Below are 19,256 nucleotides of genomic sequence, written 5' to 3'. Positions count from 1 at the left end.
GTACGTACACAACCAACGTCATGCTTCCTCCTGATGGGGGATCATCCGTCTGGATTGTTCCCGCGACGTGTCCTAACAAGGCACGATGTCGGAAGCCGGGGTATCCGCCCCGTTCATGGAGGCTGACATGACCACCCGATCGCCCGACGCCGAGCCGCTGCTCACACCGGCTGAGGTTGCCGCGCTATTCCGTGTCGATCCGAAGACCGTCACCCGGTGGGCCAAAGCCGGCAAGCTCTCTTCGATCCGAACGCTCGGTGGCCATCGCCGCTACCGCGAGTCGGAAGTTCGGGCCTTGCTGGCTGGGATCCCGCAGCAGAGGCTCGACGAGGACTGAACAAGGTCCACGACGACAACACCCGATAACCCGTGACCGCCGGGGCCGACCAGGGCCTCGGCGGTTTTCGGCTTTTCATAGCAGGCTAGTGGAAAACACCCACTCGCGGGCGAATATGACTTTGTCCGAGCCAAGTTCTGTTTTCTCGACAACGTTCTGCCGGGGTTCCGACGGCAGGGGGCACGCGCAGGTGCGTCCGGGAGCCTGCTGAGGTTCGCCTCTCAAGGCCCGCTCCCACGTGAAGTCCGCCTGGGGCGTTCAGTGCCTTGGAGCCGGAGAGGTAATTGGTGATCCAGAGCCTGGCTGTTGTTGTTGGGGTGGCCTGGTGGTTTGGTCGGACGGCTCATTGCCGGCCTTGCGACAGGCAGCTGGCCCGATGCGATCGCAGATCATGAATGTGATGCGATTCGCGGAGGGTGTCAGGCCGGCGTTGCCACGTCCTGGAACTGCTGCTCGGTGAAGTGTTGGTCGAACTGGACCAGACTCACGTTCTGGCCGACTGGACGCAGCACCGGGCGAACTGGGGCCCTGGTCGAGCCGAGCCGCAGGTGATAGCCGCGGCATCCGGCACGGCGGATGGCCGACCGGCCTGATGTGAATTCTGAGTTCGCCGGGTGTGGCGGGGTGGGGGATCAGGCCCGACGTGAGTTTCCGGGTTCACCGGTGGCGGGGCGGGCGGATCAGGCCAGAGGTGAGTTCTGGGCTCGCCGGGTGTGACGGGGCGAGCGGATTGGGCCTGAGGTGAGTTCCGGGGTTCGCCGGGTGTAGCGGGGCGAGCGGATCAGGCCTGAGGTGAGTTCCGGGGTTCGCCGGGTGTGACGGGGCGGCGGATCAGGCCCGAGGTGAGCTCCGGGTTTGCCGGGTGTGGCGGGGCGGGCGGATCAAGCTTGACGTGAGTTCCGGGTTCGCCGGTGGCGGGCGGGCGGATCGGGCCCGACGTGAATTCTGGGTCCGCTGGTGCAGCGGGCACCCCATCAGCACCGACCGGTGGCCGGCTCCGTGCCGTGCGCGGGCAGTGAACCGGCCTACGACCAGCCCAGAAGGTTGGTCGGGTCGGCCAGCGCGGCCAGGGTCAGAATCGCCTTCGAGGCGGTCGTCGAGGCCGTTTCCGTGGCCGAGGTGGTGGTCGAGCTCGTGTCGATGCCGACCGTGTCGGGCTTGGTCGTGGTCTCGTCGTCGCTCGTGGTCTCGACCGGCGTGGTCTTGGTCGGCTCGTCGGTCGTCTTGGTCGGCTCGGACGTGGGTTCCGACGTCTCCACCGGAGGCTTGCTCGTGGTGGTGGAGGTGCTGGTCGGCTTCGACGTGGTCTTCGTGGGCTGGCTGGTGGTCTTCGTCGGCTTCGACGTCGTGGTCTTGGTGGTGCTCGACGGCTTGCCCGGCTTGGTGGTCTTCGTGGTCTTCGTCGGGTTGCTGCCGGTCGGCTCGTCCTCGTCGGGCGGGATCACGACGGTGCGCGTGGTGGAGGTGACCACCGGGTTGCCCGCGGCGTCGGTGGTGGTCGTGGTGACCACCTCGGTGCGGGTCTTGACCTCCTGCCCGGCCGACGGGGAGCCGGTGGGGCCGGTGGTGGGCACGTCGGCGGTGTCGATGTCCTCGTCGTCGGCCGAGGCGTCGGTGGAGGCCGGCAGTTCGGTGCCGTCGGCGAGGTTGACCGAGGCGTTGCGGGTCTTGTCGGTAGGACCGCTCAGCGGACCGGTCACCGCCCAGGCGGGAACGACCACGACAACGGCCGCTGCGACCCCACCGACGATGGGGCGGCGCAGCAAGAGGGGGCGGGGCGCCCGATGTCTACCGACGTACCTCATGGCTCGCTCTCGTCTGCCGGAGCCGAACTCCGCGCTGTCTGTGCTGTCTGGCTGGGGGCTGTCTGACTGGGGCTGGAGGACCTGCTGACCGGCTCGCCCGGTTCGCCACGGGAAGTGCACTATGCTGTACATCGGGCGATGGCTCGCAGGCGTTACTCATCGGACGCTAACAGGCAGATCCTGCCTGAGGCGACATCAGGAGCAGCAATGCTGCCCCTTCGGCTCCATCTGCTGCCCGTTCGCCGGCAGGTTCTCCCCGTGCCTCGCACATGCTGATCCCCCCGGCTTCCCGACGTCAGTTTCGGCGCTCCTAGCTTGCTGCAGGAAGCGCAGTCACGTGCACCGTTCGGCAGATTGATAAGGCCGGGATAGGGCAAATTTGAGCTGGTGAAACCCACGAACACCACTCGTGTCCGGCTGGCTCACGCCGGTGACCAGGGGTGGACGTCACTGAGGCCGGCGCGGGGGTAGATGCCCCCGACCGGCCTCGTACGACGGGTCTGAAGTGTGAGCTCTCAGCTGCTCTTGATGCTGCTCTTGATGCATCGGGCGTTGACCACCTCGACGCACTCGCCGTAGCGGTCGCTGAGGTTGCGCTCGATGGAGGCGACGGTGGCGCTGTGGTTCACGTCGACCTGCGTGCTCCGGGTGAAGCGGCTGGAGGGAATCGTGACCCTGAGCTCGAACCGCCCGCTCTCCAGGACGGTGCCCGGGGAAACGGCGACGAACTGAGGGAGGTCGGCGGTGGTGAGGTTCTCAGCCATGGGAAGCAACGATCCTGAACGTAGTGCTTGCGTGGTGGATGCGGGGTACCGCGTCGTGCTCCGCGCCCTTACCACAACGTGACGATCATGTCGGGTATGCCGCCGACGAGATCCAGGTTACTCCAGACAGCGGACTACTCGAGCCGCTATTACTGACGGTGAGTCACGATCAGCCCGTCGTGGCGGAATCGGCCGAAGAGCTGCCCGGAACGGGTCTCATGCGGAAAGAAACTGACCTAAAGGCTCTCTACGGTTCTTCCAACGGCCCGAGAACGCGGGTCGGCCAGCCTGCGAAGGAGACCGAGATGTCGATCACTCAGACCGCCGCCCAGGACGCTTCCCAGCCCACCGGACCGGCCGGACCGGCTCAGGAGGCCGCCGAGCTGCTCGAGACGCTGGCCGAGCGTCGGCACTTCTTCCGCTTCACCCTGCAGAAGCTCAGCGCCGAGCAGGTCGGCTCCCGGCCCACCGCCAGCCAGCTCACGCTGGTCGGGCTGGCCAAGCACCTGAAGGACACCGAGAACGACTGGGCCCGGTTCATCGTCGAGGGCACCGCGGCGATGGCTCTCCCCGAGGGCTGGGAGACCGACCCGGGCTTCTGGGTGGACGGGTGGCGGCTGGTCGGTGACGAGACGCTGGAGAGCGTGCTGGCGGAGTGGGAGGAAGTGGCCGCGCGCACCGAGTCGGTGGTGCGCGCCCTGCCCAGCCTCGACGTCTCGCACCCGCTGCCGGAGGCCCCCTGGTTCACCCCGGGTGCCACCTGGTCGGCCCGTCGGGTGCTGCTGCACCTGATCGGCGAGATCGCCCAGCACTCCGGGCACGCCGACATCATCCGGGAGTCGATCGACGGTCAGAAGACCATGGGGTGAAGTCCGGGCGCGCCGTGGGGGAGAGCGCGCGGGGCCCGAGGGCCCCGCGCGGAGAACGCCCTCACTGGGAGGAGTCGGGCTCCGCCTCCTCCAGCTTGGCGAAGGGGGCCTTGAGCGTCGGCCAGATGTGCCGCCAGTGCCAGGCGAACGCCGCCAGCGCGATCGCCCCGTAGACGGCGGACAGGATCAGCCGGCCGTCGGTCCCGGTCACCGGGAACTGAACCATGAACAGCAGCAACAGGATCCAGGCGGACCAGTGGTGGAACCGCAGCCCCAGGATGAGGGCGATCCCCATCATCGTCTGGGCCGCGGTCAGCAGCATCTCCTCGGTCTGCCGGTGGTCCAGCTGCAGAGCCGTCTCGCCGCCACCGGCCAGGTAGGCGATCGGCAGCGACCCGACCAGGAGCGTCCACTGGTTGACCTTCGAGGAGATCAGCGTGGCCAGGGCCGCCCCGGCGTTGCCCCGCCAGGCGAACATGATCGCGATGATGAACTCCGGCGCCTCCGAGGCCAGCGGGGCGACCCACTGCACCAGCAGGAACTCGTCGATCCCGAGGTCGGCCCCGGCGTCGACCAGGCTGTGCGCGAACGGCTCGGCGGCGATCATCACGATGAACGCGGCGAAGAGGAACAGGCCGAACAGGGTGAGCCGGCGCTGTCGCCGGGGCAGACCGCCGATGGCCGCGGAAGTGCCCTGCAGATGCGGTTCCTCGACCGCGCCCCGGCTCAGCCGGTAGGCGTAGTAGGCGAACCAGGCGAACAGGATCACGCCCATCCACAGGTGGATCTCGCCGGTCAGCGGCATCACGAAGGCGAAGATGCCGGCGAACAGCAGGAACCCCAGTTCCAGCCGGTTGCCCCGGTTCAGGGGCAGCACGTGGGTGGTGCGCCCACGCAGCCGGCGCAGGCCCCACAGCCCCACCAGCACCACGACCGGCCAGCCGAGCCCCAGCAGGAGCCGGTTCGAGCCGGTCATGTTCGCGGCGGCGTACTGCACGTACTCGGGATTACTGCCGGCGGTGTAGGCGTAGTAGAGGTCGACCGCGTACTCCGGCAGCACGGCGATCAGGGCCAGGATGGCGATCGCCAGGCCGCCGGAGATGTCCACCTGGGCGGCCTCGGCGGCCCAGGCGAGCAGGAACGAGGCGGCGAACACGGCCACGCCGTAGAGGATCATCGAGAGCACCGGTTCCGGGTGGGCGCCGGAGAGCCGGGTGATGATCGCGGGCAGGGCCAGGAGCGTGCACAGGCCGATCGACCTGAGCATGAGCAGGCGTGGACTTCTCATGGGTGGGGCAGCAGCTTCGGTGGTCGTGATCACGACGGACGGCTCCCTCGGTCGGCTTCGGCCGGGTCACCGGGGGCGGTGCCGAGGGTGAGTGACCCGGCCAGAAAACGGACTTGTGGCCGAAGGTCTGGCTCGCCGCCGCGCCCTTCGAGCTGCCTAAGGGCCGGCGGTGGATGACCGTGCTCCCCGCGGTCTGCGGGGCGCCGTGATGTCGACCATCCTCACCTGACTCCGCACTGGCGAGAGCAGGTGGAGTTACTCCCCTTCGCGTTCAGGCTAGCCCAGATGGGTGAGCCTGTCGTGGGGCCGGAGCCGTCCGGCACTCGCGCTGCACGCGTCCTTCTCACATCACTTTCAGGCCTCGGAGCGCTCTACCCCGAGGTGGTCGCAGGCCCATTCCACGGCGGCCCGCACGAAGGTCACGCGGTTCGCGGTGTCGAGCAGTTCGTGCCCCTCGCCGGGGAAGAGCAGGTAGCGGTGCGGTCGCTCGCGTTCGGCCAGGGCGGCCACCACCTGCTCGGCTTCCTCCACCGGCACGTTGGTGTCGTCGGCGCCGTGCACCACCAGCAAGGGGGCGCGCAGTCGGTCGATGCGGTGGATCGGGGAGAAGCCGCGCAGCAGGTCGGCGTGCTTCGCCGGGTCGCCGTACTTGGACACCGCGGCGGCCGCGATCCAGGGCTCGGTGTGCTGGTAGAACGTCTCCAGATCGGCCATGCCGCAGACGTCGATGCCCACTGCGAACATCTCCGGGTACCAGGTCAGCCCGGCCAGGGTCAGGTAGCCGCCGTACGAGCGGCCCATCAGGCCCACCCGCCCGGGTGTCGAAATGCCGCAGCCGATGAGATGTTCCGCCGCCGCGTAGACGTCCTGGACCGATCCGAGCCGCAGTTCGACGTCGTCGGCCGTCTCGTACGAACGCCCGAAACCCGAGGAGCCCCGGACGTTGGGGGCGAACACCGCGACCCCGGCGGCCACCAGCGACTGGAACAGCGAGTTGTACACCGGGCGCTCCTGCGCCTCCGGGCCGCCGTGCAGGTGGATCATCGTCGGCCAGGGGGCCGGGGAGTCCGGCCGGTACAGCCAGCCGCTGATCTCCCGGCCGTCCAGACCGGGGAAGCGGCGCAGCACGGGACGAGTCAGGTCGGCGGTGTCCACGGTGGCGTAACTGGCCCCCCGCGAACCGCGCAGCTCACCGTCGGCCCGGCTGGTCAGGGGCAGAGTGGTGCCGGAAGCCAGGTCGATGGTCCAGGCGCCCCGAGGGTCGGACCAGTCTTCCGCGGTGAGGATCAGTGACTTGCCCCCGGCGAACAGCAGGCAGTTGTCCACCACGTCGCGGGGCAGCGGGCCGACTTCCTCCTGCTCCAGAGACTGCAGGTCGAGCAGGCTGACCGCGTTGGTGCCGCCGTACTCGTTCCACAGGAGTACGGCCGTGCTCCCGTCGGTGGACAGCGTGAAGCTCTGCAGCTCAGCGTCTTTGCGCTGGGCGAGCAGCTCGACCGAGGCGTCGGACAGCGAGACCCGGACCAGCGTGGCCAGGTCGTGGTCGGCCTCGGAACGGGCGTAGACGAACCGGCCGTCGGGGGAAAGGCCGCCCAGGTCGGCGAATCCGCCCCGCTCCCCGGTGACCGACGTACTGACTGGCTGCTCGTCCGAGCCGTCCAGCGCGCACACCGCCAGAGTGCGGTAGCTACGCGGACCCCGCCGGATCAGCGCTCGCCCACCAGAGACGTCCAAAATCGAGATCAGTGGCCCCGAAGTGATCACCGAGCGCGAACCGTCCGCGGGGGAGACGAGCACCGCGGAAGCCACCGCCCCGACCGTCTCGGTGACCATCAGCCGTCCGTCGGCCGTCCATCCCTGCCGGGATCCGGCTCCCAGCCAGGCGGTCGAGCCGGGGCCACCGGCGACCAGGCGCAGACCCGAGCCGTCCGGCCGGGCCACCCACACCTCGTCCCTCGAACTGCCCGACCCGGCCACCAGGCAGGCCAGCCACTCGCCGTCGGGCGACCAGCCGATCGAGGTGACCCGGGCCAGCGAGATGCCGGAGGCGGTGGGCTGCGGGCCGGGGCCCTTGATCCAGATCGCGGGGGCACCGCCCCGGTCGGAGATGAAGGCGACCCGTGAACCGTCCGGATCAGGGGTGGGCGACCAGCTGCCGTAGACGTCTTCCGGTACGGCCTCGGCGGACTGGTCCTCGACACCCATGCCCTGGGTCTCGACCTCCGCGCCGGGCCCCTGAACGCTCACAGACCGGTCCGCTGGAGCCACAGCTCGAGCAGACCGATCTGCCACAGCACGTTGGCGCCGATCGTGGTGCGGGCGGTGTTCGGGTCGGCCAGCAGCGTGGTGACCACGTCGTCGCGGAACAGCCCCCGGTCACGGGCCGCGGACGAGGTCAGCGCGTCGCGCACCCGGTCGAGGATGCTGCCCTCCAGATGCCGCACGCCGGGCACCGGGAAGTAGCCCTTCGTCCGGTCGATCACCGCGTCCGGCACCACCCCGCGGGCCGCCTCCTTCAGCACCCCCTTGCCGCCGTGGGCCAGCTTCAGTTCGGGTGGGCACTGGGCCGCGAGTTCCACCAGCTCATGATCGAGGAAAGGCACCCGCGCCTCCAGCCCCCAGGCCATCGTCATGTTGTCGACCCGCTTGACCGGGTCGTCGACGAGCATGACCCGGCTGTCGATGCGCAACGCCGCGTCCAGCGTGGTCTGCGCGCCCGGGGCGGCGAAGTGCTCGCGGACGAAGGCCGTGCTGGGATCGCCGGGCACGTACCAGTCCGGGTTCAGCAGCTGGGCCACGGTCGCGTCGGGCCGGTCGAAGAAGACCTTCGAGTAGGCGGCGACCGCGTCCTCGCGGGGCACGTCGCGCAGCGGCGGGTACCAGTCGTAGCCGGCGAACACCTCGTCCGCGCCCTGGCCCGACTGGACCACCGTGATCTTCTTCGAGACCTCTTCGGAGAGCAGGTAGAACGCCACGCAGTCGTGGCTGACCATCGGCTCGCTCATCGCCGCGATCGCGCCGTCCACCCCGCTGGCCAGCCGCTCGGGCGGGATCGGGATCTTGTGGTGGTCGGTGTCGAACTCCTTGGCCACCAGGTCGGAGTACTCGAACTCGTCGCCGCTCTCGCCGCCCACCGCGTCGAAGCCGATGCTGAAGGTGGCCAGGCCGGACTGCCCGGCCCGGGCCAGCAGCGCGACCACCAGGCTGGAGTCGAGGCCGCCGGACAGCAGCACGCCGACCGGCACGTCGGCCACCATCCGCCGCTGCACGGCCAGGTCGAGGGCGGCCAGGGTGCGCTCGCGCCACTCCTCGGGGCGGATCACGGACGACCGGGTCGCCGGGGGGTTCCAGTAGACGGTCTCGGTGCCGGAACCGTCGGGTTCGATCACCCGGACCGTGGCCGGTGGCAGTTTGCGGACGCCGTTGAGGACGGTGCGCGGGGCCGGGACCACCGAGTGCCAGGACAGGTAGTGGTGCAGGGCCACCCGGTCGATGCTGGTGTCCACGTCGCCGGCCGCGGTCAGGGCGGGCAGGCTGGAGGCGAAGCGGATCCGCTGCGGGGTCTCGCTCAGGTAGAGCGGCTTGATCCCGAGCCGGTCCCGGGCCATCACCAGGCGCCCGGAGTCGAGCTCGTGCACGACGAACGCGAACATCCCGAGGAAGCGCTCCACACAGGCGGTGCCCCAGCGGTGGTAGGCCTTGAGGACCACCTCGGTGTCGGACGTGGACCGGAAACGGTAGCCGTGGCCCTCGAGTTCGCGGCGCAGCTCGTGGTGGTTGTAGATGCAGCCGTTGAACACCAGGGCCAGACGCAGCTCCTCGTCGACCATCGGCTGGGAGCCGGCCGGTGAGAGGTCGATGATCCGCAGCCGGTGGTGCAGGAACGCGACCGGCCCGTGCGACCAGGTGCCCTTCGAGTCCGGCCCCCGGCGCTCCAGGCAGGGTGACATCCGCGCCACCGCCTCGGCGTCGGGCCTTCCTCCGTCCAGCCGGAACTCGCCACCCAAGCCGCACATGCACGAACCTCCCAGACTTGCCAACACCGAGCCACAACGCCCTACCGAGTTGACACGTGCTTGTGGGGGGCGCGCAACCCGAGAGCTACGTCAGCAGCCAGGTGTCCTTGGAACCGCCTCCGCGGGAACTGTTCACGACCATGCTGTCGGCCGGGGCCACCCGGGTCAGGGCGGTCGGCGCGACCTGCAGCTCGCCGGTTCCCGGGTTCAGCACGAAGGCCCGCAGGTCGACGTGGTGGGCGGTGAGCCGGTCGTCGGTGAGGCAGGGCATGGTCGACAACGACACCACGTCCTGGGCGATCCAGCGGTGCGGGGCGGCCGTCAGCTGCTTGCGGTGGGCCTGCAGCTCCTGCTCGGAGGCCATCGGGCCGATCATCACGCCCTCGCCGCCGTAGCCGTCGACCGGCTTGAGCACCAGTTCCCCGAGCCGGTCGAGCACCTGCGCGGCCTGGTCGGGGAGCCCGCACAGATAGGTGGGAACGCTCTTCAGCAGCGGCTTCTCGCCCAGGTAGTACTCGACCATCTGGGGCACGAACGCGTAGATCGCCTTGTCGTCGCCCACCCCGTTGCCCGGCGTGTTGCACAGGGCCACCCGGGCCGCCCCCACCGCGGAGAGCAGAGAGGGGCCCAATGGACGTCCGTCGGCACCGGAGGCGTGCAGCAGCGCCTCCTCGTCGACCCGTAGATAGAGCACGTCGACCCGGACCCGGCCGCCCTCGCGCAGCAGGTACACCGTGTCGTTCTCGACCAGCAGGTCGCCGATCTCGGCGACCGGTACGCCCATCTCGTTGGCCAGCATCCGGTGCTCGAACCAGGCCGAGCCCTCGGGGCCCTCGCTGAGCAGCACCACCTGCGGGTTGTCGGGGGCGCTGGGCAGGGCCGCGTTCTGCAGCGTCTGCAGCAGCAGGCCGGGCACCGCCTCGGGATCGAGCAGGCCCTGGGGCCGGGGCAGGTCGCCCATGACGGCGTCGGTCAGGCGCCGGTTCTGCACCGAGTAGCCCAGGCCCGAGGGCACCCGCAGGTTGTCCTCCAGGATCAGCCAGTCGCCGGTGACCGAGTCCTTCACCAGGTCCATGCCGCTGATGTGGGCGCGCACCTTCTGCCGGTGCACCAGGGCACCGGTGCCGCGCAGACCGGGGGCCGAGTCGACCACCCAGGCCGGCACCACGCCCTCCTTGACGATCGTGCGCTCACCGTAGACGTCGTGCAGGAACGCATCGAGGGCGGCTGCGCGCTGGCGCAGACCGAGGCTGAGCCTGCTCCACTCGTCGGCCTGCACCACCCGCGGCAGCAGGTCGACCGGGAACAGGCGGGCGCTGGCCCGGCCCGGCACCCCGAAGGTGACGCCGTGCGAGCGCTGTTCCTCGTCGCGCCGGCGCTCGCGCTGACGCATCCCGCCCGGGCCGAGATCCTCGAGCACACGCATCATCTCGGCGTAGGGCGGGGTCGGGCCGTCGGCGGCCAGGGCCTCGTCGCCGGACTTCTGGTAGAGCGGCAGCGCGGCCGGGTGCCCGGGCTCGCCCGGCACGGTGGGCGCCGGGCGGTCCGGGTCGGTGCGGCTGACCAGCATGTCGACCACGTCGGCGAAGCGCTCACGGCGTTCGTAGACCGCGCGCTGCTCGGCCGCGGAACTGCCCCGCACCAGCGCCCTCTCGGCCAGCTCGCCGACCTCGGTCCAGTCTCCGGCCGCCTCGAGCTGCGGGCGCAGGTCGTCCAGCAGGTTGTGCACGGCCTCGGCGGCCGGGACCGGCCGGGAGGAACGCGGCAGGTCGAGCAGGTCGCCCTCGAGCCCGGAGCGGGCGGCCCGCCAGAGCGCGGCGCGCAGCAGCGGGGCGGGCCAGCGGCGGGCCGGCTCGCCCGCGGTGATCGCCGCGTGCTCCTGGCGCACCATCGCCCGGAACAGCCCGGCCAGCAGCACCACGGTGTCGAGGTCGGGGCAGGCGTCGGTGAGGCGCAGCTCGAGGGTGGGCAGGTGCGAGGAGGGGCGGACGTCGAAGTAGATCATCCCGGCGTCGCTGATCGTGCCGGAGGCGACCAGGTCGGCGATCAGCTGGTCGTGCTCGGCGGCGGAGCTGACCTCACCGCTGAGGCCGGCCGTGGGCCAGCGCGACCACAGCAGCGAGCGGTTGCTGGCGTAGCCCGAGTCCTCACCCATCCAGAACGGGGAGGACGCCGAGAGGGCGAGCAGCGCCGGCAGACGCGGCGTGACCCGCTGGGCGATCTGCACGGCCAGGTCGCGGTCGGAGACCTGCACGTGCACCTGGGCGCCGCAGATCAGCTGCTCGCGCACCAGGGCCTGGTACTCGTCGAGCATGTGCTCGTATCGCTTGCTCGGGGTCACCGACAGCTGCAGCGGGTCGACCAGCGGGACGGTGCCCGCGGCGACCACGCCCAGACCCATCGGGGTGGCCACCTCGACCAGCGCCCGGCGGGTGTTCACCAGAGCCTGCCGCAGGTCGGCGAGGGTGTCGCAGACCGGGGTGTTGCTCTCGACCACGCTGCGCATCAGCTCGTCGGAGTACGTGTCGGCGGGCAGGTGCTCGAGCAGCTTCGGGGCCTGGGCCACGAGCTCGCGGGAGAGCAGGTCGACGACGTGGAACTCTTCTTCCACGCCGAGGCTGGTGAGTTCGCCGGAACCGCTCACGACTGGTGGTACCTCGCACTGATCGCCGGACGCGGATGATCACCGCCACTCGAGGCTAGATCACATGCATGACCTGCACATTTCGAACCGATTGCGCCGACTGCCGGTCAGCGTCGGATCACCGTCGGTGCTGGTCACAGGGCCTTCAGGAAGGCCGCCTCGCGCTGCGGGTCGAGCCCCACCACGGGCCGGTCGGGACGCTGGGGGGCCTGCCCACCGATCGACTGCAGCCAGCTCCACGTGTCCTCGACCGTCTCGGCCGGCGGGCGGCAGCGCAGGCCGGCGGCGAGCACCTTCGACGTGTCGCTCAGGTGCAGGCCGGCGTGGTCGGGACCGGGCGGGATCCAGACCGGCAGTTGCGTCCACGGTTCGATCCCCGCCGCCACCACCGCCTCCGGGTCGGCCCAGCGCAATCGGGCATCGGATCCGGTGACCGTGGCACAGGTGCGCAGGAACTCGCCCATGGTGGTGTGGCCGGAACGGCTGACCATGTCGTACGGCCCGGAAAGGCCCTGCTCGGCCGCGTCGATCGTCCATTCGGCGAGGTCACGGGCGTCCACGTACTGCAGCGGCAGGTTCTCGGGGCCGGGCGCCAGGACGTCGCCGCCCCGGGCCAGCCGTCCCAGCCACCAGGGCAGCCGGCCGATGTTCTCGTGCGGGCCGAGGATCAGACCGGCGCGCACGTGCAGGTGACGATCGCCGAAGGCCTGCTCCACGGCGATCTCGGCACCGCGCTTGGCCTCGCCGTAGGGCACGGGTGTGCCGTCCCGCCCGGCCTCCGGATCGCCGTCCAGCAGCGGCGCGCTCTCGTCGGCGCCGGCCGGGCTCGGGTAGCGGTACACCGAGCGGGTGGACACGAAGACGTAGCGCCCGACCTGGTCCCGCAGAGCGCGGGCACTGTCATTGACTGCGTAGGAGTCCCAGCTCCAGGTGTCCAGGACCACGTCCCAGGTGCGCCCCTGGAGGGCCTGCAGCCCCTCGGGCGTGGTCCGGTCACCGCGCAGCGAGACCACTTTCGCGTCCACATCGGCGTTGCGGCCCCGGTTCAGCGTGGTCACCTCGTGACCGCGCTGCACGGCCGCGTCGACCAGCGCCCGTCCGACGAACTCGGTTCCGCCCAGCACCAGGATCCTCATGTCGCCACCCTGGTGCCCGGACGGCGGCTGGGCCAGCTTTTCTGCGGGCAGGAGAAGGTCAGTTCGCCGAGCGCTCCCGGTCGCCGGTCGGCCGGCCCTGGTCGTCGCGGCCCTGACCGGCCTGCAGGATGGCGGCCGGGGTCAGCTGGCCGTCCGGCGAGAGCCGGGGCAGCGGCGGGATCGGGTCCTCGTGGTCGAGGTGGTCGATCGTCTTCAGCCGGCTCAGGTTCTCCTCGGCCAGGTCGCTGTGGCGCTGCTCGACCGCCCGGTCGGGGCGCACCACCAGGGTGCTGTCCTTCACCCGCTCGGGCGGCTGGTCGTCGCCCGGCAGACGCAGGCCCAGGTAGGAGGACTTGCGCTGGTCGTACCCGTCGGCCAGGGCGAAACCCTGGTACTGCCAGTCCAGCTCGTCACCGATCGCGGAGGCCAGGGCGGCCTCCAGCACCGAGCGGTCGCTCAGCCGGGGCAGGTAGGTCAGCGAGGTGTAGAGCTCCCAGAGCTCGCCCAGGCTGATGTGCCCGGCGCGCCAGCTGGTGGTCAGCGGGCCGTCCAGGTCGCGCCGGATCGCGTGGTCGTCGCGGGCGGTGACCAGTTCACCCTCGGCGCGCAGGGTCAGCCCGGCCCGCTCGGCCAGGCTGCTGGTGGCGCCCTCGGCGGTCAGCACCCGCACGCCCACCGGCGCCTCCTCGTCGGCCTGCACCGGGACCAGCACCCAGAAGTAGGTTTCCAGCAGCTGCGCCCGGACGTTGTCGTCGGCCGCGCTCATCCAGGCCCGGGCCTGCTCGGCCGAGCCGCTGGGCAGCCCCAGCGGATGGGCCATCGCAGCCACGTGGGACCAGGCCAGGTACTCCCGGACGGACGACTCCAGCATGGGGTAGTGGTGTGCGTCCGGAGCCAGGACGACCACGGCGTTGCGATGGGTGCGGGGCCGGCGGCCGTGCGCGGCGGTCAGCCTCAGGGTGTGCTCGGCCGCGGGTGAGGTGGGCACCGGGTCGGCCAGCGAACCGTGCACCTCGGCCGGGTCGTGCAGGTGCCGCGGGTGCAGCACGGCCAGCTGCACCTCGGCCACGTCGGGCAGGCCGCCGGTCGAGTCCACCACGTGCACCGCGTGGAACCCGTCGTGCGGCTCGTGGGCCTGGCAGTGCTCCTCCAGCCGGCGCACGATCTCGGCCTGCAGGCGCTCGGTGCCCAGCTGGTCGGCGAACTCGTGGGCAGCCCGGTCCAGTTCGGTGTGCGGATCGCTCTTGCTCTTGCGAGCCAGGTGCGGCATGGGGGACATCGGGGGGTGCTCCTTCTCGGCCGTCCTTCACCACCAGTGCTCGACGATTCGGCTCGCTGCTCCAAAAGCTTGAGGTGTCGTCCGGGTTACCGTGGAAGGCAGAAGATCGACCCGATCGTGCGGGTTCGCCGGTGGTGGTCCACGCACACCGTGCCCCCGCCCGGGTGCATGACGTACGGTCACATCAGAGCCGAAAGGGGGACGCGGCATGAGGGCTGTTCGGAGCACGCTCGCGGCCGTCGGGGCCGGGTTGCTGGCGCTCTCGCTGGTCGCCTGCGGAGGCGGCGGTGCCCAGGTGGGCTCGATCGACGCGGGCGAGAACCCGCCCGCCGAGGCGGCCCCGGCCTCCACCCAGAGCCGCGAGGAGATCGAGCGGGAGCGCGCCGAAGACCGCGAGAACGACCCGCGCACGGCCGAGGAGGAGCGCCGCGACGAGGCCCGGGAGGCCGCCGACCGGTTCAAGGAGGTGGCGTCCGACGTGAAGAAGGGCGTCACCGAGCCCCGCTTCACCATGCCCGACCTCGTCGGCCGCAATCTGCAGCAGGCGCAGGACGACCTGCAGGCCCGCGGCAGCTACCTGCTCGACCAGGTGGACGCCACCGACCAGGACCGCTTCCAGCTGCTCGACTCCGGCTGGAAGGTCTGCCGCCAGTCGCCGGTCGCGGGCAAGCAGGTGCTGAAGACCAAGCTGGTGCGCCTGGAGGCGGTCAAGCTGTCGGAGAACTGCCCCTGAGCCCCTCGGCCGGGGGATGGAGCCTTCCGCGCCCGTCCCGCTCCACGCTCACCGTCAGCTCTTCCCGGCCGAACCTCAGGCCGCTGACCTCCAGCGCCCCGAACGGTGACCCCTCGGGCGGCAGGCACTCCAGCGTGCCGTTCTCGGCCGAGAGACCGGCCAGGGCCTGCACGATCGGGCCGATCGCGGCCGCCGACCAGGCCTGCGGGCGGCAGGCGGTGGGGTAGGGCAGGGGGCCGGCGGTGTAGCCGGCCGGGTCGCCGCCGTACAGCTCAGGCAGCCGGTAGCCGAAGCCCGCCCCGGCCGCGAGCAGCCCTTCGACCAGGCCGAACGCGGCGGTGCCGAGGCCGGCGCGGGTCAGCCCGTGGATCGCGATCGCGGTGTCGTGGGCCCAGACCGAACCGCAGTGGTAGCTGAGCGGGTCGTAGCCGCCCTCGGAGGTGGCCATCGTGCGCAGGCCGTGACCGCTGGACAGTTCGGGCCGGGCCAGCAGGGCGGCGACGTGCTCGGACTCGGCCGCGGTGAGCAGGCCGGTGCCCAGCAGATGGCCGATGTTGCTGGTCAGCGAGTCGACCGGGCGCTGGGCGCCGTCCCGGGCGAGCGCCGGGAAGTGCATCCCGTCGTCCCGGGTGACCCAGAACCGGGCGCGGAACCGCTCGGCGAGGCCCTGCGCCCAGTCCCGCCAGAACAGGGCGTCGGGCCGGCCGAAGTGCTCGAGCAGGGCGGCCCCGTGCACGGCCGCCTCGTAGGCGTAACCCTGCACCTCGCACAGCGCCACCGGGCCCTCGGCGATCGTGCCGTCGGCGAAGCGGACCGAGTCGGGGGAGTCCTTCCAGCCCTGGTTGGCCAGGCCGTGCCCGGAGCGGTCGAGGTATTCGAGGAAGCCGTCGCCGTCGGGGTCGCCGTGGTTCTGCATCCAGCCCAGGGCCGCCTCCAGAGCCGGCAGCAGGGCCTGCACGGACTCCTCGGCCAGCCCCCACCGCCAGGCGTCGTGCAGCAGGCAGATCCACAGCGGCGTCGCGTCGACCGTGCCGTAGTACAGCGGCGGAAGGGTCATGCTGCCGATCCGGGTTGTGCCGGAACGGATCTCGTGCGGGATCTTACCGGGTTCCTCGGCCGTGGCGGGGTTCACCGCAGTGCCCTGCCGGGCCGCCAGGGCCCGGAGGGTGCCCTCGGCCAGGTCGGTGCCGAAGGGCAGCAGGAAGCGGGCGGCCCAGATGCTGTCCCGGCCGAAAAGAGTGAAGTACCAGGGTGATCCGGCGGCCAGGAAAACCGCCGAGGGATCGTCGGCCGGAGCCATCCGCAGAGCGCGTAGGTCGGACCACGAGGTGCTGAGCAGGGCCGCTATCCGGTGGTCGTCGGCCTGGACGGTGAGGCTGCGCCCGAGCACGGAGGTGAGCCCGGGGGCGATCACCGGGGTGGCCTCGGTGCTCGCGGTCAGGTTCCAGCCCAGGCTCTTCGTGCCGCGTGGCGGCAGCTCCACCGACCAGCACAACTGCAGGTGGGGCGGGTCGGTCGAGTCGACCCGCTGCGCTCCGGGGGCCGAGACCATGACCCGGGCACCCCCGTCCCCCCATCGGACCGGGTGCCCGCCGGATGCCGGGGCGTCCTCGGTGGCCCGGCCGGCCCGGAAGGTCTCGACCCGGGCCAGGTCGGTGCCCAGCTCCAGTTCGACCCGTAGCGAGACCGGTTGGGACGAGACCGAAGTCAGCACGATGCGCTCCGAGACCTCGCCCGCGGTCACCGTGCGGGTGCGGTCGATGCGCACGGCCCCCGAGGCCAGGGCCCGGGGTACCGAGACGAACCGGGCGATCCCGGCCGAGACCGCACCTCCGCCGACCGGTTCGGGCTCTTCGCCGTTCACCCGCAACAGCGCGCGCCGGAGCACTCTCACGTCGCTGTGCAGCACCCCCTGGGCCCCGGTGCCGCGGATCTGCCCGGAGGGCTCGGCGAGCACGGTGGTCGGGGCGCACAGGGTGGTGACCAGGTCGTGCAGCCAGGGCTGGAGTTCTTGCTCGGACGACGGCATCGTCACTCCCGCAGGTGGTCCGGTCGGCTGGATCGAGCACCAGCCGACCAGAGCACCCGCAGGCGGGTCAATCCGTCACTTGGTGACGGTCTTCGAGGTGCTGGTGGTGGTGCTGCCCATGCCGCCGAAAACGGCCCGCCACTGGCTCTTCTTCTTGCTCGCCTTCACCTTGCTGCTGAAGGTGCCGTCGGCGGCGGTCTTCACCCAGTCGACGGAGACCCACTGGCCCTTCTTCTTGACCTCGATCGAGACGCCCTGGCCCTTGACCTTGATCCAGGTCCGGTCGGCCGGCTGCCCGAACGACACCCGGCGCACCGTGCCGGAGATCTGCCGCCCGTTCTTCACCTTCTTCACCGCCACCGTGGTCTTGGAGGCCCGCAGCAGCCGGAACGAGGTGTTGCAGGTGCCGACCAGGTCGAGGTCCTCCTCGTACAGGTCGAGCTTGACCGGCACCAGGCCGGCGGTGCTGTTGTAGAGCTTGGCCGGGCTGAGCTTGAAGGTCAGGTCGCTCTTGTCGGGCAGCAGGTAGGGCCCCTGCACGCCCAGGTCGTCGGTGGTGAAGCGCATCGACCAGTACGGGTACGCCGACTTCACGTCGAACTTCACGTTCTCCGGCTTGTCGGCGAGGGTGACCAGGGTGGGCTGGAGCGGGCACTGCGAAGAGGAGATGCCGGGGGCCACGGGCGCGGCGGAGGCGGACGTGGCGGGGGCGAGAAGGGCCAGCGACGTGAGGGTTACGGCGGAGGCCAGGGCAACAGCAGCCCGGCGAAGCGAAGTCATGGCCGGAAACCTACGCGGATTCCGCTCCGCCGGGGTGCAATTCAGGCAATCGTGACCTTGGCTACCGGATCAGCCCTTGACCTCGATCTCGGGCGAGGAGCCGGAGAGGTTGTCACCCTGGAAGTACAGGCGCCACCGGCGTTCCCCGATCTGCTTGGTGAACGTGAACCTGCCGCCCTTGGTGAGCTCGGCGGAACCGGCGTTCTGCCACTTGCCCCGGGCGTTCTCGAAGTAGATGCTGACCGACCCCTTCGAGTAGCTGGTCCAGCGGTCGTCCGGTTTCTTGCCCCAGACCACGCGTTCCAGCCGGCCGGTGAGCTTGCGGCCGTGCTCGATCCTGCTGACCTTCACGTCCTGCAGCCGGGTGGCCCGCTTGATCCTCCAGGTGGCGGTGCAGGTGTCCTGCTCGCCGTCGCTGCGGCGCACCCGCTGCACCTCGCCCTGGTGGGCCCCGGCGTCGGAGTTCTTGTACAGCTCGGGGCCGATCTCGGCGAAGCTGCCGTCGCCGTCCACCTCGGTGTCGTAGACGTACAGGCCCAGTTCGGGCAGCTCGTAGGTGAACTCGGTGGCGGAGGGGACGTTGAAGTCGACCGTCTTGGTCTTGGCCCCGACGATGGTGCCGCGGGGGCGCAGGTCGCAGGTGGTGGTCTGGGCAGAGGCGGTCCCGGCCGACCCGATCAGGGTCAGCGGGACGAGGACGGCTGCGGCCACGATGCCGGCCGCGGGCTTGCGCAGCGAGATCATCCTCCGAGAGTAGGCGCCCGGGTACCGCTCCGGCGGTGGTTCGGGTCTCGACCGAACAGAGGACGTCGGTGAGCGGTTTGGTGGTGGGGTGCGGGAGGGGCCCGTACCCCACCGGGTCAGCGAGTGATCGACTTGGAGGTGCGGGGGGCAACGGTGGCGGTACCGGCGTAGGTGACCCGCCACGTCCGCTTGCCCAGCTTCTTCGTGACCTTGAACTTGCCGCCGGCCGTGGTCTTCACCGTGGCGGTGGTGACCCACTTGCCGCTCTTGGCCTTGTACTGCACGGCGACCTTCTGGCCCACGGCGGGCTGCCACGGCTCGACCGCGCCGAAGACGATCTGCCTGAGCGTGCCCGAGACCTGACGCTTGGTGCCGGTCTTCTTCACCGCGACGGTGACCGCCGAGCCCTGCATCAGGCTGAACGCGGGCTCGCAGACGGTGGAGTCACCGGTCTCGTCCAGCAGGGCGATCGTCGCGGTGCGCTTCCCGGCGTTCTGCGGGTACAGCGCCTGGGGTGAGATCGTCGCCCGGGGGTTCTCGTCGTCGGCGTCGAAACGCAGGTCACGGGTGACGTCGGCGGCCCAGTAGGGGAAGTCGGACTTCACGTCGAGCTTCACCGTCTTCGGCCGGTCGTAGACCGTGACCGAGTTCGGGGTGATCGAGCAGGGGGCGTCGGCCGCACCGGCCGGGGAGGCGGGGGCCAGCACGACCAGCGAGGTGACCACGGCCGCAGTGACCAGACCGGCGGTGGCCCGGCGGATGTTCTTCATGATCGCCGAAGATAGGTTCGAAAGCCCTCGGACGCGGCCGTTTCCGGTGAACATGACCCAGA

The 19,256-nt window shown here is 70.7% G+C and carries 15 protein-coding genes; 3 read left to right on the top strand and 12 right to left on the bottom strand.

The window, feature by feature from the left end; translation table 11 throughout:
* Nucleotides 1–127: 127 nt before the first annotated feature.
* Nucleotides 128–337: a developmental transcriptional regulator BldC gene (gene bldC / locus LWF15_RS01765; protein ID WP_052533586.1), complete on the top strand. Its 210-nt coding sequence runs from the start codon at nt 128–130 to the stop codon at nt 335–337.
* A gap of 1,025 nt (nt 338–1,362) precedes the next feature.
* On the opposite strand, the gene LWF15_RS01760 is transcribed toward bldC, so the two are convergent.
* Nucleotides 1,363–2,142, bottom strand: a complete 780-nt coding sequence (locus tag LWF15_RS01760; RefSeq protein WP_232808534.1) for a hypothetical protein — start codon at nt 2,140–2,142, stop codon at nt 1,363–1,365.
* A 515-nt stretch (nt 2,143–2,657) separates the two neighbouring features.
* Nucleotides 2,658–2,906 (bottom strand): hypothetical protein, encoded by a 249-nt coding sequence (locus LWF15_RS01755; RefSeq protein WP_232808533.1) that lies wholly within the window; start codon nt 2,904–2,906, stop codon nt 2,658–2,660.
* Between the two features lie 305 nt (nt 2,907–3,211).
* Here LWF15_RS01755 and LWF15_RS01750 point away from each other — a divergent pair, with 305 nt between their 5' ends.
* Nucleotides 3,212–3,775: a DinB family protein gene (locus LWF15_RS01750; RefSeq protein ID WP_232808532.1), complete on the top strand. Its 564-nt coding sequence runs from the start codon at nt 3,212–3,214 to the stop codon at nt 3,773–3,775.
* Nucleotides 3,776–3,836: 61 nt separating this feature from the next.
* Here LWF15_RS01750 and LWF15_RS01745 read toward each other — a convergent pair whose 3' ends face one another.
* The 6 genes from LWF15_RS01745 to LWF15_RS01720 all read right to left on the bottom strand — a co-directional run bounded on the left by LWF15_RS01745 (nt 3,837) and on the right by LWF15_RS01720 (nt 14,138).
* Nucleotides 3,837–5,093: a sodium:proton exchanger gene (locus tag LWF15_RS01745; RefSeq protein WP_408622472.1), complete on the bottom strand. Its 1,257-nt coding sequence runs from the start codon at nt 5,091–5,093 to the stop codon at nt 3,837–3,839.
* Nucleotides 5,094–5,417: 324 nt separating this feature from the next.
* Nucleotides 5,418–7,310 carry a S9 family peptidase gene (locus tag LWF15_RS01740; RefSeq protein WP_232808530.1) on the bottom strand — a complete coding sequence of 631 codons (1,893 nt, stop codon included), beginning with the start codon at nt 7,308–7,310 and terminating at the stop codon, nt 5,418–5,420.
* The gene (locus tag LWF15_RS01735) at nt 7,307–9,079 is read right to left on the bottom strand and encodes an N-acetylglutaminylglutamine amidotransferase (protein ID WP_232808529.1); all 1,773 of its coding nucleotides are present in this window, start codon (nt 9,077–9,079) and stop codon (nt 7,307–7,309) included. The genes LWF15_RS01740 and LWF15_RS01735 overlap by 4 nt, the downstream gene beginning before the upstream one ends.
* Before the next feature lie 85 nt (nt 9,080–9,164).
* Complete coding sequence (locus LWF15_RS37240) at nt 9,165–11,723, bottom strand: carboxylate--amine ligase/circularly permuted type 2 ATP-grasp protein (protein WP_232808528.1); 2,559 nt, start codon at nt 11,721–11,723, stop codon at nt 9,165–9,167.
* Nucleotides 11,724–11,857: 134 nt separating this feature from the next.
* Nucleotides 11,858–12,859, bottom strand: a complete 1,002-nt coding sequence (locus tag LWF15_RS01725) for an NAD-dependent epimerase/dehydratase family protein (RefSeq protein ID WP_232808527.1) — start codon at nt 12,857–12,859, stop codon at nt 11,858–11,860.
* Nucleotides 12,860–12,917: 58 nt separating this feature from the next.
* Nucleotides 12,918–14,138, bottom strand: coding sequence for a hypothetical protein (locus LWF15_RS01720; protein ID WP_232808526.1), 1,221 nt, complete (start codon nt 14,136–14,138; stop codon nt 12,918–12,920).
* A 208-nt stretch (nt 14,139–14,346) separates the two neighbouring features.
* Between LWF15_RS01720 and LWF15_RS01715 the strand changes: the two genes are divergently transcribed.
* Nucleotides 14,347–14,871, top strand: a complete 525-nt coding sequence (locus LWF15_RS01715; protein WP_232808525.1) for a PASTA domain-containing protein — start codon at nt 14,347–14,349, stop codon at nt 14,869–14,871.
* On the opposite strand, the gene LWF15_RS01710 is transcribed toward LWF15_RS01715, so the two are convergent.
* The 4 genes from LWF15_RS01710 to LWF15_RS01695 form a co-directional block, all read right to left on the bottom strand.
* Nucleotides 14,846–16,900 carry an amylo-alpha-1,6-glucosidase gene (locus LWF15_RS01710; protein WP_232808524.1) on the bottom strand — a complete coding sequence of 685 codons (2,055 nt, stop codon included), beginning with the start codon at nt 16,898–16,900 and terminating at the stop codon, nt 14,846–14,848. The two genes, LWF15_RS01715 and LWF15_RS01710, sit on opposite strands and share 26 nt — an antisense overlap.
* A 75-nt stretch (nt 16,901–16,975) precedes the next feature.
* Nucleotides 16,976–17,680 carry a hypothetical protein gene (locus tag LWF15_RS01705; protein WP_232808523.1) on the bottom strand — a complete coding sequence of 235 codons (705 nt, stop codon included), beginning with the start codon at nt 17,678–17,680 and terminating at the stop codon, nt 16,976–16,978.
* A gap of 69 nt (nt 17,681–17,749) precedes the next feature.
* Nucleotides 17,750–18,424 (bottom strand): hypothetical protein, encoded by a 675-nt coding sequence (locus LWF15_RS01700; protein WP_232808522.1) that lies wholly within the window; start codon nt 18,422–18,424, stop codon nt 17,750–17,752.
* 116 nt (nt 18,425–18,540) lie between these two features.
* Nucleotides 18,541–19,194, bottom strand: a complete 654-nt coding sequence (locus LWF15_RS01695) for a hypothetical protein (RefSeq protein WP_232808521.1) — start codon at nt 19,192–19,194, stop codon at nt 18,541–18,543.
* Between the last annotated feature and the right edge of the window lie 62 nt (nt 19,195–19,256).

Source organism: Kineosporia rhizophila (assembly GCF_021277265.1).
GTDB classification, from domain to species: Bacteria; Actinomycetota; Actinomycetes; order Actinomycetales; family Kineosporiaceae; genus Kineosporia; species Kineosporia rhizophila.
Note: the sequence above shows the minus strand (reverse complement) of the source record. Positions and strands in the feature narration are given on the sequence as shown.

Excerpts from the sequence above, each read along its gene's own strand:
- LWF15_RS01755 (WP_232808533.1), bottom strand. The coding sequence starts at position 2,906 with ATGGCTGAGAACCTCACCACCGCCGACCTCCCTCAGTTCGTCGCCGTT.
- LWF15_RS01715 (WP_232808525.1), top strand. The coding sequence starts at position 14,347 with ATGAGGGCTGTTCGGAGCACGCTCGCGGCCGTCGGGGCCGGGTTGCTG.
- LWF15_RS01720 (WP_232808526.1), bottom strand. The coding sequence starts at position 14,138 with ATGTCCCCCATGCCGCACCTGGCTCGCAAGAGCAAGAGCGATCCGCAC.
- LWF15_RS01695 (WP_232808521.1), bottom strand. The coding sequence starts at position 19,194 with ATGAAGAACATCCGCCGGGCCACCGCCGGTCTGGTCACTGCGGCCGTG.
- bldC (WP_052533586.1), top strand. The coding sequence starts at position 128 with ATGACCACCCGATCGCCCGACGCCGAGCCGCTGCTCACACCGGCTGAG.
- LWF15_RS01705 (WP_232808523.1), bottom strand. The coding sequence starts at position 17,680 with ATGACTTCGCTTCGCCGGGCTGCTGTTGCCCTGGCCTCCGCCGTAACC.
- LWF15_RS01750 (WP_232808532.1), top strand. The coding sequence starts at position 3,212 with ATGTCGATCACTCAGACCGCCGCCCAGGACGCTTCCCAGCCCACCGGA.
- LWF15_RS01760 (WP_232808534.1), bottom strand. The coding sequence starts at position 2,142 with ATGAGGTACGTCGGTAGACATCGGGCGCCCCGCCCCCTCTTGCTGCGC.
- LWF15_RS01735 (WP_232808529.1), bottom strand. The coding sequence starts at position 9,079 with ATGTGCGGCTTGGGTGGCGAGTTCCGGCTGGACGGAGGAAGGCCCGAC.
- LWF15_RS01710 (WP_232808524.1), bottom strand. The coding sequence starts at position 16,900 with ATGCCGTCGTCCGAGCAAGAACTCCAGCCCTGGCTGCACGACCTGGTC.
- LWF15_RS01725 (WP_232808527.1), bottom strand. The coding sequence starts at position 12,859 with ATGAGGATCCTGGTGCTGGGCGGAACCGAGTTCGTCGGACGGGCGCTG.
- LWF15_RS01700 (WP_232808522.1), bottom strand. The coding sequence starts at position 18,424 with ATGATCTCGCTGCGCAAGCCCGCGGCCGGCATCGTGGCCGCAGCCGTC.